Annotated in this window: 12 protein-coding genes; 10 read left to right on the plus strand and 2 right to left on the minus strand. The window is 71.8% G+C overall.

Features of this window, described 5'->3' with window-relative positions; all coding sequences use genetic code 11:
- Positions 1–5 precede the first annotated feature (5 nt).
- From iolB to I2W78_RS25710, 7 genes are all read left to right on the plus strand, one after another.
- Complete coding sequence (iolB, locus tag I2W78_RS25680) at positions 6–827, plus strand: 5-deoxy-glucuronate isomerase (protein ID WP_196462629.1); 822 nt, start codon at positions 6–8, stop codon at positions 825–827.
- Complete coding sequence (gene iolD, locus I2W78_RS25685) at positions 824–2,701, plus strand: 3D-(3,5/4)-trihydroxycyclohexane-1,2-dione acylhydrolase (decyclizing) (protein WP_196462630.1); 1,878 nt, start codon at positions 824–826, stop codon at positions 2,699–2,701. Before iolB ends, iolD begins: the two co-directional genes overlap by 4 nt.
- A 14-nt stretch (positions 2,702–2,715) precedes the next feature.
- Positions 2,716–4,218, plus strand: a complete 1,503-nt coding sequence (mmsA, locus tag I2W78_RS25690) for a CoA-acylating methylmalonate-semialdehyde dehydrogenase (RefSeq protein ID WP_196462631.1) — start codon at positions 2,716–2,718, stop codon at positions 4,216–4,218.
- A gap of 128 nt (positions 4,219–4,346) precedes the next feature.
- Complete coding sequence (locus I2W78_RS25695) at positions 4,347–6,998, plus strand: CocE/NonD family hydrolase (protein ID WP_196462632.1); 2,652 nt, start codon at positions 4,347–4,349, stop codon at positions 6,996–6,998.
- Positions 6,995–7,855, plus strand: a complete 861-nt coding sequence (locus tag I2W78_RS25700) for an ABC transporter permease (protein WP_196462633.1) — start codon at positions 6,995–6,997, stop codon at positions 7,853–7,855. Before I2W78_RS25695 ends, I2W78_RS25700 begins: the two co-directional genes overlap by 4 nt.
- A gap of 159 nt (positions 7,856–8,014) precedes the next feature.
- Positions 8,015–9,562 (plus strand): vWA domain-containing protein, encoded by a 1,548-nt coding sequence (locus I2W78_RS25705; protein WP_196462634.1) that lies wholly within the window; start codon positions 8,015–8,017, stop codon positions 9,560–9,562.
- 107 nt (positions 9,563–9,669) lie between these two features.
- The gene (locus I2W78_RS25710) at positions 9,670–11,598 is read left to right on the plus strand and encodes an AMP-dependent synthetase/ligase (protein ID WP_196462635.1); all 1,929 of its coding nucleotides are present in this window, start codon (positions 9,670–9,672) and stop codon (positions 11,596–11,598) included.
- A 60-nt stretch (positions 11,599–11,658) separates the two neighbouring features.
- Here I2W78_RS25710 and I2W78_RS25715 read toward each other — a convergent pair whose 3' ends face one another.
- Positions 11,659–12,054: a rodlin gene (locus I2W78_RS25715; RefSeq protein WP_196462636.1), complete on the minus strand. Its 396-nt coding sequence runs from the start codon at positions 12,052–12,054 to the stop codon at positions 11,659–11,661.
- 247 nt (positions 12,055–12,301) lie between these two features.
- Between I2W78_RS25715 and I2W78_RS25720 the strand changes: the two genes are divergently transcribed.
- From I2W78_RS25720 to I2W78_RS41480, 3 genes are all read left to right on the plus strand, one after another.
- Positions 12,302–12,694: a rodlin gene (locus I2W78_RS25720; protein WP_196462637.1), complete on the plus strand. Its 393-nt coding sequence runs from the start codon at positions 12,302–12,304 to the stop codon at positions 12,692–12,694.
- A gap of 212 nt (positions 12,695–12,906) precedes the next feature.
- Complete coding sequence (locus I2W78_RS25725) at positions 12,907–13,158, plus strand: chaplin (RefSeq protein ID WP_230885588.1); 252 nt, start codon at positions 12,907–12,909, stop codon at positions 13,156–13,158.
- A 106-nt stretch (positions 13,159–13,264) separates the two neighbouring features.
- Positions 13,265–14,032, plus strand: coding sequence for a chaplin (locus I2W78_RS41480; protein WP_230885589.1), 768 nt, complete (start codon positions 13,265–13,267; stop codon positions 14,030–14,032).
- Positions 14,033–14,151: 119 nt separating this feature from the next.
- Here the strand turns inward: I2W78_RS41480 and I2W78_RS25735 are convergent, their stop codons facing one another.
- Positions 14,152–15,507 carry a carboxylate--amine ligase gene (locus tag I2W78_RS25735; RefSeq protein ID WP_196462638.1) on the minus strand — a complete coding sequence of 452 codons (1,356 nt, stop codon included), beginning with the start codon at positions 15,505–15,507 and terminating at the stop codon, positions 14,152–14,154.
- Between the last annotated feature and the right edge of the window lie 77 nt (positions 15,508–15,584).

Raw genomic sequence — 15,584 nt, forward strand, 5'->3', positions numbered from 1 at the left:
GCCGCATGAGCAACGAGTTGTACGTCCCGAAAGGCACCACCGCCGACCCGTACTACGCGCTCGACATCGACCCCAAGCTGGCCGGCTGGACCCACAGCAGCCTGCGGATCGTCGAGTTGGAGGCGGGCGGTACGCACACCTTCACCACCGGGGACAGCGAGTGGATCGTGCTGCCCCTGCAAGGTGGTTGTACCGTGCAAGTTGCTGACGCGGTGTTCGAACTGCTGGGCCGGGAAAGCGTCTTCGCCGGAGTGACCGACTTCGCGTACGTGCCCCGTGACGCCCAGGCACAGATCACCTCCGGCGCGGGAGGCCGCTTCGCCCTGGCAGGAGCGAAGTGCGAGCGACGACTCCCCGCCCGCCACGGCCCCGCGCCGGAGGTACCCGTCGAACAGCGCGGCAGCGGCACCTGCACCCGCCACGTGCGCAACTTCGCCTCCGCCGACGCCTTCGAGTGCGACAAGCTCATCGCCGTCGAGGTGATCACCCCCGGCGGCAACTGGTCCTCGTACCCACCGCACAAGCACGACGAGCACCGGCCGGGCGAGGAGTCGGAGCTGGAGGAGATCTACTACTTCGAGATCGACGGCCCCAACGGCTTCGGCTACCAGCGCGTGTTCCCCTCGCGCGAGGGCGGCGCCGACGTGCTCGCCGAGGTCCGCACCGGCGACGCCGTCCTCGTCCCCGACGGCTGGCACGGGCCGTCCATCGCCCAGCCCGGCCACGACATGTACTACCTGAACGTCATGGCGGGACCGGGGCAGACCCGGGAGTGGCGGATCTGCTTCCACCCGGCCCACGTAGAAAGCACAGGGGGGTACCGATGACCACCAGGCTCACGGTCGCACAGGCGCTCGTACGCTTCCTGACCGCCCAGTACACCGAGCGGGACGGCGTACGGCAGCGGCTCATCGGCGCCACTTGGGGCATCTTCGGCCACGGCAACGTCGCCGGACTCGGCCAGGCGCTGGTCGAGTACGCCGACGACATGCCCTACCTCCAGGGCCGTAACGAGCAGGCCATGGTGCACGCGGCGGTCGGCTACGCCCGCCAGTCCAACCGCCTGTCCACGCACGCCGTGACCACCTCCATCGGCCCCGGCGCGACGAACCTGGTCACCGGCGCCGCCCTCGCGACCATCAACCACCTCCCGGTGCTGCTGCTGCCCGGCGACATCTTCGCCACCCGCCCCGCCGACCCGGTCCTGCAGCAGCTCGAAGTGCCGTACGCGGGTGATGTGTCGGTCAACGACAGCCTGCGCCCGGTGTCCAGGTACTTCGACCGCGTCACCCGCCCGGAAGCCCTGATGCCGGCGGCCTTGCAGGCCATGCGTGTGCTCACCGACCCGGTGGAGACGGGCGCGGTCACCCTCGCGCTCCCGCAGGACGTGCAGGCCGAGGCGTACGACTGGCCGGAGGACTTCTTCGCCGAGCGCACCTGGGTGGTACGCCGGCCGGGCGCCGATCCGACCGAACTCGCCGAGGCCGTGACCACGATCAGGGCCGCCCGGCGTCCGCTGCTGATCGCCGGCGGCGGCGTCCACCACAGCCGTGCCGAGGGCGCCCTCGCCGAGTTCGCCGAGGCCACCGGCATCCCGGTCGCCTCCACCCAGGCCGGCAAGGGCTCGCTGCCGTACGACCATCCGCAGGACGTCGGCGGCATCGGCCACACCGGCACCGCGACCGCCGACGAACTGGCTCGCACGGCCGACCTGGTGATCGGCGTGGGCACCCGCTACACCGACTTCACCACCGCTTCCGGAACGCTCTTCGCAGGCCCGGACGTCCGTTTCCTCAACCTCAACATCGCCGCCTACGACGGCCACAAGCTCGCCGGATCGCCCCTGATCGCGGACGCGCGCAGCGGCCTGGAGGAGCTGACCGAGGCGCTTCAGCTGCACGACCACCGGGTCCCGGAGGCGTACGTCACCGAGTACACCGAGGGCAAGGAGCGCTGGGAGCAGCGCGTCGAGGCCGCCTACGAGGCCGCCGAGCCGGACGTACGGCCGACGCAGCCGCAGGTGCTGGGCGCGCTGGACGCCCTGGTGGACGAGACGGACGTGATCATCAACGCGGCCGGCTCGATGCCGGGCGACCTGCACAAACTGTGGCGGGCCCGGTCGTTCGACCAGTACCACCTGGAGTACGGCTACTCCTGCATGGGCTACGAGATCCCGGCCGCGATCGGCGTGAAGCTGGCCGCGCCGGACCGGCCGGTGTGGGCGCTGGTCGGCGACGGCACCTATCTGATGATGCCGACCGAGATCGTGACCGCCGTGCAGGAGGGCATCGCGATCAAGGTGCTGCTGGTGCAGAACCACGGCTACGCGTCCATCGGCGGGCTCTCCGAGGAAACCGGCGCAGAGCGTTTCGGCACCGCCTACCGCTACCGCGCGGGCGACGGCACGTTCTCCGGCGCCCCGCTCCCCGTGGACCTGGCCGCCAACGCCGAGAGCCTCGGCATGCGGGTGCTGCGCGCCCGCACCGTGGCCGACCTGCGCTCGGCGCTCGCCGAGGCGCGGGCCTCCGACACACCCACATGTGTCTACGTCGAGACCGAAACGGCAGACACAGTGTCGGGCGCGCCCGAGGCGCAGGCCTGGTGGGATGTACCTGTGGCCGAGACCGCGACCCGACCGTCGGCGGTGAAGGCCCGTGAGCTGTACGAACGGCACGTCTCGACCCGACGCCGCCATCTGTGAAGGAGTAACTGGTCATGACGAAGATCGTCAACCACTGGATCGGCGGCAAGACCGTCGAAGGCGCGTCGGGCACGTTCGGTCCGGTCACGGACCCGGCGACCGGCGCGGTCACCACGAAGGTCGCGTTCGCCTCGGTCGACGAGGTGGACGCGGCGGTCGCGGCCGCGAAGGAGGCGTTCGCGACCTGGGGACAGTCGTCCCTGGCCCAGCGCACGTCGATCCTGTTCAAGTTCCGCGCCCTGCTGGACGCGCACCGCGACGAGATCGCCGAGCTGATCACCGCCGAGCACGGCAAGGTGCACTCCGACGCCCTCGGCGAGGTGGCGCGCGGCCTGGAGATCGTCGACCTGGCCTGCGGCATCAACGTCCAGCTGAAGGGCGAGCTGTCGACGCAGGTGGCGAACCGGGTCGACGTGGCCGCGATCCGCCAGCCGCTCGGCGTGGTCGCCGGCATCACGCCGTTCAACTTCCCCGCGATGGTGCCGATGTGGATGTTCCCCATCGCCATCGCGACCGGCAACACCTTCGTGCTGAAGCCCTCGGAGAAGGACCCGTCGGCCTCCGTCAAGATCGCGGAGCTGCTCGCCGAGGCGGGCCTGCCGGACGGTGTCTTCAACGTCGTGCACGGCGACAAGGTGGCCGTCGACCGCCTCCTGGAGCACCCGGACGTCAAGGCGGTGTCCTTCGTCGGCTCCACCCCGATCGCCCGCTACATCCACACCACCGCCTCCGCGAACGGCAAGCGCGTCCAGGCTCTCGGCGGCGCCAAGAACCACATGCTGGTCCTGCCGGACGCCGACCTGGACGCGGCCGCCGACGCCGCCGTATCCGCCGCGTACGGCTCGGCGGGCGAGCGCTGCATGGCCATCTCGGCCGTCGTCGCGGTCGGTGCGATCGGCGACGAGCTGGTGGAGAAGATCCGCGAGCGCGCCGAGAAGATCAAGATCGGCCCCGGCAACGACCCGACCTCCGAGATGGGCCCGCTGATCACCAAGGTCCACCGCGACAAGGTGGCGTCCTACGTCGAGGGCGCGGCGGCCGAGGGCTGCGAGGTCGTCCTCGACGGCACCGGCTACACCGTCGACGGCTTCGAGGACGGCCACTGGATCGGCATCTCCCTGCTGGACAAGGTGCCGACCAGCGCGAAGGCCTACCAGGACGAGATCTTCGGCCCCGTCCTGTGCGTGCTGCGCGCGGAGACCTACGAGGACGGCCTGGCGCTGATCAACGCCTCCCCGTTCGGCAACGGCACCGCGATCTTCACCCGGGACGGCGGCGCCGCCCGTCGCTTCCAGCTGGAGGTCGAGGCCGGCATGGTCGGCGTGAACGTCCCGATCCCGGTCCCCGTCGGCTACCACTCCTTCGGCGGCTGGAAGGACTCCCTCTTCGGCGACCACCACATCTACGGCAACGACGGCACGCACTTCTACACCCGCGGCAAGGTCGTCACCACCCGCTGGCCCGACCCGGCCGACGCCCCGGCGGGCGTGGACCTGGGCTTCCCGCGCAACCACTGACGGGCACCCCACCCGCCCCGCGTACCGCGAGCGCGGTATGCGGGGCGGGCGTCGTACTCCCGTGGGATGGCCCGGGGTTCAGACCGTAGCTGTCATAGGCCGACAGGTTCGCCGCGTACCGTTGACGCATGGATCTTCGACTGCCCGGACTGCGGGGGCTGCTACGGCGGCCGCGACGGCTGGGCGCCGCCGCGGCCGCCGTCGTCGTGCTCGCCGGTGCCGGTACGTGGACGGCCGTCGCCGACGACGACGCGCCCGCGGTGCGCCGCGCCGACCGGGTGCTGGCCGTGGGCGACGGGGTGCGCCTCGACACCTCGTACTTCACCTCCGCGGACACCGGCCGCCGCCCCGCCGTGCTGCTGGCGCACGGCTTCGGCGGCAGCAAGGACGACGTACGGCAGCAGGCGGAGGACCTGGCCCGCGACGGGTACGCGGTACTGACCTGGTCGGCGCGCGGCTTCGGCAGCTCCACCGGCAGGATCGGGCTGAACGACCCGAAGGGTGAGGTCGCCGACGTCTCGAAGCTGATCGACTGGCTCGCCGGGCAGCCGCAAGTTCAGCTGGACAAGTCCGGCGACCCGCGCGTGGGCATGGCCGGCGGTTCGTACGGCGGCGCGATCTCGCTGCTGACCGCCGGGTACGACGACCGCGTGGACGCCATCGCCCCGGCGATCACCTACTGGAACCTCGCGGACGCCCTGTTCCCGAACGGCGTCTTCAAGAAGCTGTGGGCCGGCATATTCGTCAACTCCGGCGGCGGCTGCGCCAACTTCGAGCCGCGGCTGTGCCGGATGTACGAGCGGGTCGCCGAGTCCGGCATCCCCGACACCGAGGCACGCCAACTGCTCGAAGAGCGCTCGCCGTCGGCTGTCGGCGACCGCATCGACGTACCGACGCTGCTGGTGCAGGGCCAGTCGGACTCCCTGTTCCCGCTGGGCCAGGCCGACGCGGCCGCGCAGGCCATCCGCGCCAACGGCGCCCCCGTGGACGTCGACTGGATCGCCGGCGGCCATGACGGCGGCGACATGGAGACCAGCCGGATCCAGCAGCGCGTGACGGCGTGGTTCGACCGGTACCTCAAGGGCGACAAGGGCGCCGACACCGGCCCCGCCTTCCGCGTCACCCGCACCGGAGGCATCGACTCCACCGACGGCGAGGCCCTGCTGCGGGGCGCGAGCGCGGACGCGTACCCCGGACTGGAGAGCGGAGTCCGCTCCATCGACATGGGCGGGCGCGAGCAGAGCTTCGACAACCCGCCCGGCGCCGGCCCGCCCGCCGTCTCCGCGCTGCCCGGCCTCGGCGCCGGCGGCGGCCTCGCCCAGCTCTCCGCACTCGGCGTCGGCATCTCGCTCGACTTCCCCGGGCAGTTCGCGCGGTTCGAGTCGGCGCCGCTCGGCCAGGACCTGCGCATCACCGGTTCCCCGACGGCCACCGTCCATGTGCGGGCCGGCAGCGAGGACGCCGTCCTGTTCGCCAAGGTGTACGACGTCGGCCCCGACGGCCGTCAGCAGGTGCTGCCCTCCCAGCTGGTGACGCCCGTCCGGGTCGAGGACGCCAAGGCCGGCAAGGACGTGACGCTCACCCTCCCCGCCATCGACTACGAGGTCGGCAAGGGCCACCGGCTGCGCCTGGTCCTGGCCTCCACCGACCTGGCGTACGCCTCCCCGGCGGCGCCCGCGACGTACACCGTCTCCCTCAAGGGCGACCTGAAGGTGCCGACGGCCCCCGCTGTGACGGCGGCGGCCGCGCCGCTGCCCGCCTGGGTGTGGTGGCTGCCGCTGACCGGTGCCGTGATCGCGCTGGCGCTGCTGCTCTCCGCCCGTCGCCGGACCGCCACCCCCGCACCCGACCCTTCGTTGTCCGAGGTCCCGCTCCAGATCACCGGCCTGAGCAAGCGGTACGCGAAGTCGGCGGACCGGTACGCCGTCCAGGACCTCTCCTTCCGAGTGGAGAAGGGCCAGGTCCTGGGCCTGCTCGGCCCCAACGGCGCCGGCAAGACCACGACCCTGCGCATGCTGATGGGCCTGATCAGGCCCGACGGCGGCGAGATCCATGTCTTCGGCCACGCCATCCGCCCCGGCGCGCCCGTGCTGTCGCGGGTCGGCGCCTTCGTGGAGGGCGCCGGCTTCCTGCCGCATCTGTCCGGCCGGGAGAACCTGGAGCTGTACTGGCGGGCGACCGGCCGCCCGGCCGAGGACGCCCACCTCGACGAGGCCCTGGAGATCGCCGGACTCGGCGACGCGCTCGCCCGCGCGGTGCGCACCTACTCGCAGGGCATGCGCCAGCGCCTCGCCATCGCGCAGGCCATGCTCGGCCTGCCGGACCTGCTCATCCTCGACGAACCGACCAACGGCCTCGACCCGCCCCAGATCCGCGAGATGCGCGAGGTGATGATCCGGTACGCGGCCGCGGGCCGCACGGTCATCGTCTCCAGCCACCTCCTGTCGGAGGTCGAGCAGTCCTGCACGCATCTCGTGGTGATGGACCGGGGCAGGCTCGTGCAGGCGGGCCCGGTGAGCGAGATCGTCGGCTCCGGCGACACACTGCTCGTGGGCACCGTCGCGCCCGTGGAGGAACCGGTGGCCGAGAAGGTGGCCGCACTGCCGGGCGTCGCCTCGGCCGTGCTCACCGACGACGGACTCCTCGTCCGCCTCGACGCCGACGGCAGCCCGTCCCGCCTGGTCGCCGAACTCGTACGACTCGAAGTGCCCGTCGCGTCGGTCGGCCCGCACCGCCGCCTGGAGGACGCCTTCCTCACCCTGATCGGAGGTTCCGCATGAGCACCCCCGTTCTCACCGACGTCGCCTCCGGCTACCGGGCGGGCCGCACCCTGCCCCTGCGGGTGGAACTGGTCCGCCAGCTCAAGCGGCGCCGCACGCTGGTCATGTTCTCCATCCTCGCCCTCCTGCCGTTCGTGCTGGTCGTCGCCTTCGCGATCGGTGGCGAGCCGGACGGCGGCGGCGACCGGATCACGCTGATGGACACGGCCACCGCGTCGGCGGGCAACTTCGCCGCGGTGAACCTGTTCGTGTCGGCGGGCTTCCTGCTGGTGATCCCCGTCGCCCTGTTCTGCGGGGACACCGTCGCCTCCGAGGCCGGCTGGTCCTCCCTGCGCTATCTGCTCGCCGCTCCCGTGCCCCGGGCGAGGCTGCTGTGGTCCAAGCTCGTCGTCGGGCTCGGCCTCAGCCTGGCCGCCATGGTGCTGCTGCCCCTCGTCGCGCTGGCCGTCGGCACCGCCGCCTACGGCTGGGGCCCGCTGCAGATCCCCACGGGCGGGGCGCTCGACGCGGGCACGGCGGCGCAGCGGCTGGTGGTGGTCGTGGCGTACATCTTCGTGTCCCAACTGGTCACCGCCGGGCTGGCGTTCTGGCTGTCCACCAGGACGGACGCGCCGCTCGGCGCGGTGGGCGGCGCGGTCGGCCTGACCATCGTCGGCAACGTCCTCGACGCGGTCACCGCCCTCGGCGACTGGCGGCACTTCCTGCCCGCGCACTGGCAGTTCGCCTGGGCGGACGCCGTACAGCCCGAACCGCAGTGGTCCGGCATGATCCAGGGCACCGCGATATCCATAACGTACGCACTGGTGCTGTTCGCCCTGGCCTTCCGGGGTTTCGCCCGCAAGGACGTGGTCTCCTAGGTCTCCGGAAGATCACCTACCGGTCTCGGCGGGCCCCCGCCGTAGCCCCTTCGAGACGCAAGCGCAACGCTTCGTCACGCACATTCCGGCCCCCTGTGCCGTCACAGTCACAGACGTCGACGTTCGACGGACGGTCAACGGACACAGGGGGCACGCGAGATGAAGCGACACCGGATACGGCGGCTCAGCGGGGCGCTGCTCGCCCTCACCACGGCGGGCGGCCTGCTCCTCACCGGCTGCGGCGCGGGCGGCACCGGCGACGGGAGCGGAGCGGACAGCGCGGAACGGGCCGACGGCTTCCCGGCCCCGGCCCCGCCCGCCCCCGACTCCGGGGAGGTGAGCGGCGAGCAACGGCAGGACGGCACGTCGGGCGAGTTCGCGCCCGCGCCCGACTATCTCTCCACCTTCGCGCTCGACGTCGACACGGCCTCGTACGGCTACGCCCGCCGCACCCTCGCCGAGGGCCGCCGCCCGCACCCGTCGACGATCCGCCCGGAGGAGTTCGTCAACAGCTTCCGCCAGGACTACGAACGCCCCGGCGGAAACGGTTTCTCGGTGACCGTCGACGGCGCCCGTACCAGCGCCGAGGACTGGTCCCTGGTCCGCGTCGGCCTCGCCACCCGCCCGGCCGAGAACGAAGGTGAGCGCCCGCCCGCCGCCCTCACCTTCGTCCTCGACGTCTCGGGCTCGATGTCCGAACCCGGCCGACTCGACCTCGCCAAGGAGTCCCTCGGCGTGATGACCGACCGGCTGCACGACGACGACTCGGTCGCGCTCGTCACCTTCAGCGACGAGGCCGAGACGGTCCTGCCGATGACCGCGCTCGGCGGCAACCGCGGCCGGATCCACGACGCCATCTCCGCTCTGGAGGTGCAGCAGTCCACCAACCTCGGCGCGGGCGTGGAGACCGGTTACGCGACAGCCGTCGAGGGCCTGCGCGAGGGCGCGACGAACCGGGTCGTCCTCGTCTCCGACGCCCTCGCCAACACCGGCGACACCGACGCCGACACGATCCTGGAGAACATCGCCGGTGCCCGCCGCGAGCACGGCATCACCCTCTTCGGCGTGGGCGTCGGCAGCGACTACGGCGACGATCTCATGGAACGCCTCGCCGACCGGGGCGACGGCCACACGACGTACGTCTCCACCGCCGAGGAGGCCCGCGAGGTCTTCTGCGAGGAACTCCCGCGGCACATCGACCTCACCGCCCGCGACGCCAAGGCGCAGGTCGCCTTCGACCCGGAGACCGTCGACCGGTTCCGCCTGATCGGCTACGAGAACCGCGAGGTCGCCGACGAGGACTTCCGCGACGACCGCGTCGACGGCGGCGAGGTCGGCCCCGGCCACACGGTCACCGCCCTGTACGCCGTCCGCACCAAGCCCGGCGCCGACGGCCACCTCGCCACGGCCACCGTCCGCTGGCTCGACCCCGACACCCGCGCCCCGCACGAGGAGTCCGGCCAGGTGGAGACGGCGGCCCTCGACGACTCCGTCCGCGGCGCGTCCCCCCGCTTCCAGGTCACGGCGGTGGCCGCCTACTTCGCCGACGCCCTCCGCCGCGAGGACAGCCGCTTCACCCCACTGCCGGGCGCCCCTGGCATCCACGCACTCGCCGAGCACGCGGACGATCTCGCGCGGCGGACGGAGGACGAGGCGGTGCGGGAGCTGGCGTCCGCCATCGATCAGGCTCAGGGCATCGCGTACTGACGAAAGCCCCACAGCCAAGTGTCCGCGCACGACCCATTGACCTTTCCTTACTTCCGAGTAAGTTGACCTTGCGTCAACAATGAGTGAACCGGCACACGGGAGCCGTCATGGGCGTACGCGGGGATCTGAAGCGGGCCAGGCAGCGCACCGACCTGTCGGCCCGCGGCAGGATCGAGCTGATCAGGGACGAGACCGGCACCGTGCGCGAGGCGCACGCCCTGCCGCTGGCCGAACGCCCCACCGGCGGCAGCATCGCCGACATCCCGTACACCAACGCGGCCGAGGCCCCCGACGCCGCCGTACTGCGCCGCAGAACGGCGGACGGCACCTGGGAACCGGTCACCGCCGCCGCCTTCGCCCAGGAGGTCACCGCCGTCGCCAAGGGCCTGATCGCCGCCGGTCTGGAACCCGGCGGCCGGGTCGCCGTCATGTCCCGCACCCGCTACGAGTGGACGGTCCTGGACTTCGCCGTCTGGGCCGCCGGCGGCCGGACCGTCCCGATCTACCCCACCTCCTCCGCCGCCCAGGTGGAGTGGATCGTCCGCGACTCGGGCGCCCGTCACGTCATCGCCGAGACCGCCGAGAACGCCGCCACCGCCACCACCGGTACGGCCGAACACCCCCACCCGCCCCGCATCTGGCAACTCGACGCCCACGCCCTCGCCGACCTCGTCGCCCTCGGTGAGAGCCTCCCCGACGAGGAGGTCACCAAGCGCCGTACGGCCCTCACCCCCGACACGGTCGCGACGATCTGCTACACCTCCGGCACCACCGGCCGGCCCAAGGGCTGCGTCCTCACCCACGCCAACCTGCACGCGGAGGCCGCGAACACCGTCGAGCTGCTCCACCCCGTCTTCAAGGCGGTCACCCGCCAGACCGCCTCCACCCTCCTGTTCCTGCCGCTCGCCCACATCCTCGGCCGCACCCTCCAGATCGCGTGCCTGATGGCCCGGATAGAGATCGGCCACTGCCCGAGCGTCAAACCCGACGAACTCCGCCCGATGCTCAAGGAGTTCCGGCCCACCTTCCTGGTCGGCGTCCCGTACCTGTTCGAGAAGATCCACGACACCGGCCGCGCCACCGCCGAGAAGATCGGCCGCGGTGCGTCCTTCGAACGCGCGGACCGTATCGCCGTCCGCTTCGGCGCGGCGCACCTGAACCGTTTCCTCGGCACCGGCAAGGGCCCCGGCCCGGGCCTGTACGCCGCCTGGGCGCTGTACGACCTGCTGGTCTACCGCCGGATCCGCAAGGAACTGGGCGGCCGGCTGCGCTACGCCATCAGCGGCGGCTCCCCGCTGGACCGCAACCTCAATCTCTTCTTCTACGCCGCCGGAATCGTGGTCTACGAAGGCTACGGCCTGACCGAGACCACCGCCGCGGCCACCATCGTCCCGCCCCTGAAACCCCGCCCCGGCACGGTCGGCCTGCCCGTCCCCGGCACCGGCGTCCGGATCGCCGACGACGGCGAGGTGCTGATCAGGGGCGGCATCGTCTTCGACACGTACTGGAACAACCCGGAAGCCACCGAAGCGGTCCGCACCGACGGCTGGTTCGCCACCGGCGACCTCGGCGCCCTCGACCAGGACGGCTACCTCACCATCACCGGCCGCAAGAAGGACATCCTCGTCACCTCCGGCGGCAAGAACGTCTCCCCGGCGATCCTGGAGGACCGCCTGCGCAGCCGCTCACCGATCGGCCAGTGCCTGGTCGTCGGGGACAACCGTCCCTTCGTCGGCGCCCTGATCACCCTCGACCCGGAGGCGGTCGCCCACTGGCTGGCGGTCCACAAGATGCCCCCGGACACGCCCCTGTCCGCCGTCAGCCGGGACCCGCGCGTTCGCGCCGCCGTCCAGAAGGCCGTCGACTACGCCAACGAGGCCGTCTCCCGCGCCGAGTCGATCCGCGCCTTCACCCTCGTCGAGGGCGAGTTCACCGAGGAGAACGGCCTGCTGACCCCGTCCCTGAAGGTCAAACGGCACGCGGTGACGACGGCGTACGCGAAGGAGATCGAGGCGCTGTACGCGTCCGTTCGGTGACGTCACACGAAAAAGGGGCGGGCCGCCGAGGTGCTCGGCGGCCCGCCCTCGCGACGGGTGTCAGTCGCCGTTGGCCGACAGGACCGACACGTCCTCCAGCAGGTGCGCCAGCGCACCGTCGCGCTTGGCGTTGGTGGAGTTCTCCGTGCACTGCTGCTGCGTGTGGTCCGACAGGATCGGGATTTCCTGGATCGGGAGGCCGCCCAGGGCGCCGACACCGACGGGCAGGTCGTTCACGGCGATGCACGGCTTGTTGAATGAGCCCTGGATCAGCGCCATCTGCGGGCTCATGTGCCCGTACGTGGACGAGTTGCCGAAGCTCTGCAGCGCGCCATTGCCGTTCGCGGAGCTCGGGCCGCTGTCGTCACCGACTGCCAGGGCCTGCGGCGCCGCGGCAGCGGAGGCACCCATGACGGAAGCGGCGATCGCAGCGGTGGCAATAACCTTCTTGATCACTGGCCAGTCCTTTCTGAGGAAACCCCGTCCACCGGAGCGTTCTGGTCAACTCCACAGGCACAGCACAGTTTCTCCCGATCACCCTGTCGGCCGATGTTCCGACGCTTTGTGTGTTCGTCGTTCCCGGTGATTATCGGGCGTTTGGATGGGGTGCCGAGCCAACCGGGTGAACATCCGCAACCAATCATCCCGGACCGGGTTGAATGAGGCCGTAGGACATGCGTCGCTACGAGGAAAGGAACGCGAAGTGCTCAAGAAGGCAATGGTCGCCGCGGCGGCCGCCGCTTCCGTCATCGGTATGTCGGTGGCGGCCGCTCCGGCGTTTGCCGTCGGGGACGACTCAGGGCCGTCCGTGGCCAACGGCAACGGTGCGTCGTCGTCGTTCGGCAACTCGGCGACCAAGGGCGACATGAGCCCTCAGCTCTCGCTGGTCGACGGGTCGCTCAACAAGCCGTGCCTCGCGGCGCAGGACATCCCGATCGCCGTCGACGCGGCCATCGCCGGCACGCTCCAGGACGTCCCGATCCTGTCCGACCACACGCAGCAGCAGTGCGCGGACAACTCCACGAACACCAAGCGGGACGGTGCGCTCACCCACATCCTGGAGGACCTGTCGGTCCTGTCGGCCAACAGCGACTGAGTTTTCCATCACGCAGCCCGGGCGGTCCGCTGATTCCCTTGCGGGCCGCCCGGCGGCGCATCGGAAAGAAGTTATTTACCGAGCAATCGAGTGAATTCACCGGTGTGACACGTTCCGTGGTTTCTTCGGCTGTCAATTTCTCGTTTACAGGCTGCAGGTCATGGTGCGAGCCGTCCAGGCTGTGCTCGCTCGGTTTCGGCCGTCCAAAAGGCATGACCGCAGAGAAGGGAAAGTTCATGAAGAAGAGCGCTGCTGTTGTCGCGGGCGCGATCATGGCTCTCGGGATGGCCACACCGGCCCTGGCCGACGCCGAAGCCGAGGGTGTCGCCATCGGCTCCCCGGGTGTCCTGTCCGGCAACGTGCTTCAGGGTGCCCTGCACATTCCGGTCAACGTGTGCGGCAACACCGTCAACTTCATCGCGGCGCTGAACCCGACGTTCGGCAACGTGTGCATCAACGACTGACGGCGTAACGCACCAGCCGCTCGGCTGCGCCACGGCCGGCCTTGGACGACTCCGCTCTTCTCCAAGGCCGGCCTTTCCGACCTCTTTGAGCAGGAAGACAACGAGATTGCGACAGACCCTGAGCAAGGGAATCGTCGCGGCGGCCGCCGCGACGAGCATGCTGTCCCTGTGCGGCGGCGCCGCCCTCGCCGACTCGACGGCGGGCGGGGCGGCCAAGGGATCGCCCGGCGCGGCGTCGGGCAGCACCGTCGAGATCCCGGTCGACGTACCGGTCAACGCCTGCGGCAACACCGCCGACGGGGTCGCCGGCCTGAACCCGGCCTTCAGCGACTCCTGCGAGGAGGGGGCGGACCCGTCCGCGGGCCTCGACGACGTCCATGACGATGTCTCCGCGGACGGCGCCGTAGTCGAGGACCGTGCCGAGACCGTGGTAGGCGGCGGTAGCGAGACCACCTCGGACAGCGACGCGGGCGCGTCGACGACGCGCGACAGCGACGACACGTCCGACGGCTACGGGAACACCGCCGACGGCGACGGCCTCCTGGGCAGTTACGGCTACGGGGACGACTCCGCCGGCGGCTACGGCGACGACAGCGGCTACGGCGCCACCCCCACGCCGACCCCGCCGGCGACTACGCCGCCCCCCAGCACGCAGCAGCCCCCGACACCCCCGGCCGACGACAATCCGCCGCCGCCGGTCGAGCAGCCCCCCGCCGACAACGACACACCCCCCACCGGCGGCAACAACGAGAACCCGCCCTCTCTGCCCGCCACCGGCCCCGAGGCCGTACTCGCGGCCTCGGGCGCCGGCGCCGCCATGATCCTGGGCGGTGCCCTGCTCTACTGGCGGGGCCGGGCCGCGTCCCGCAGATAACGCACCCGGTGCCGGCGACCCCGCGCACCAGGTCCACGAAAAGCGCCGCGCCCCGGGCGACGAACCACCGTCACCCGGGGCGCCCGCACGACCGCGCCCGCCCCCTGCACCGGCGCACGTCAGCGGCTGCCCGCCTTCTCCGCGCCGGAAGAGCCGGACGAGCCGGAGGTGCCGGAGGTGCCGGAAGAGCCGGAGGATCCCGAGGGGTTGGAGAGGCCGCACGTACCGGAGAGTTCGGCCTCGGCAGGGGCCGTCGCCTGCCGGACCAGCGACACCCGCGGCCGGACCTCCACCGTCGCCTTCCGTCGCAGCCGCCCCCGTAGCCGGCGCAGCACGTGCCGGGTCCACAGGGCGCTCATCGCGAGGCCGGGGGCGAGGTCGTCGCGGGCGTGCCAGGCCAGTTCGCGGCCGCCGGGGGCCGGGCGGAGCGTGGTCAGCGGAGCGTAGTTCTCCACCACGAACGCCCGCCCGGGCCGTGGCGCCCCGTCCGGCAGCGGACGGTGAGTCAGGTCCAGGTGCAGAGCCCGTACGACGTCCAGCCCGGCGCTGTCGGTGAAGAGCCGGAACTGCGCTCCCGGCCGCGGGTTGAAGTCGAGCAGGTGGTAGCGCCCCGTCGCACCGCAGCGGCGGAAGTCGAGGTCCAGGATGCCGTGGTAGCCGAGCTCGCCGACGAGTCGTTCGGCGAGGGCCCGCACCTCGGGGTTGGGCGCCCACTCGCCGACCGCCGTCAGGCCCGCGGCGCGCGGCCAGGCGTGCAGTTTGCGGCCGGGGCCGCCCGCGCGGACGGCGCCGGCGCGATCGGCGTACCCGTGGAAGAACCAGTCGCGGCCCGGGCCCGGCGGCAGGAACTCCTGTAGGAGCAGGCGGCTGCCCGCCTCGGCGGAACGCGCGTACAGGTCCCGCGCCTGCCGCGTGGAGCGCACCAGCACCGTGCTGCGCAGGCCGGTTCCGGTGGGCAGCAGCCAGGGGCGGCTCCACTTCGCCACCACCGGCAGCCCGAGACGCCAGGCGGCCCCGGCGGCCTCGTCGGTGCTGTCGGGGACCAGTGTGCGTGGGTGCGGCAGGCCCAGGGCCGCGCAGACGGCGGCCAGTTCGGCCTTGTCGGCGACGCGTCCGGGCAGCTCGGGGGGGATCGCGGGGAGCAGGTACGCGGGCGCGAGGGCGTGACGCAGGCGTCCCACCGCGACGGCGCTCGCGTCGTCCATCGGGATCAGCACGGCGGGCCGCGCGATCCCGGCGGCCACCCGGCGCAGCACCACGGCGATGTCGTCGGGGGACGCGTCCGGCCCGGGCGGCGGATGCAGTTGCCGTACGAAACGGGACGTACGGACCGGGCTTTCGGCGCAGTCGGCGACCACGTGCACGTCCACCCCCGCCCGGCCGAGCGAGCGCACGGCGCCCAGGGTTCCGTGGTGAAAGGGATTCCGGTCGATCCGCAGCAGAACCGCGGGGACGCGGGTGTCGAACAGCGACACGGTGGTTATTCCTTCGGTCGTTTCACCCGTGCGGGCGAGCGGGGCACTCGTACGCCACACGCGCACTGGCGGAATTC

The sequence above is a fragment of the Streptomyces spinoverrucosus genome, from assembly GCF_015712165.1.
GTDB classification, from domain to species: Bacteria; Actinomycetota; Actinomycetes; order Streptomycetales; family Streptomycetaceae; genus Streptomyces; species Streptomyces spinoverrucosus_A.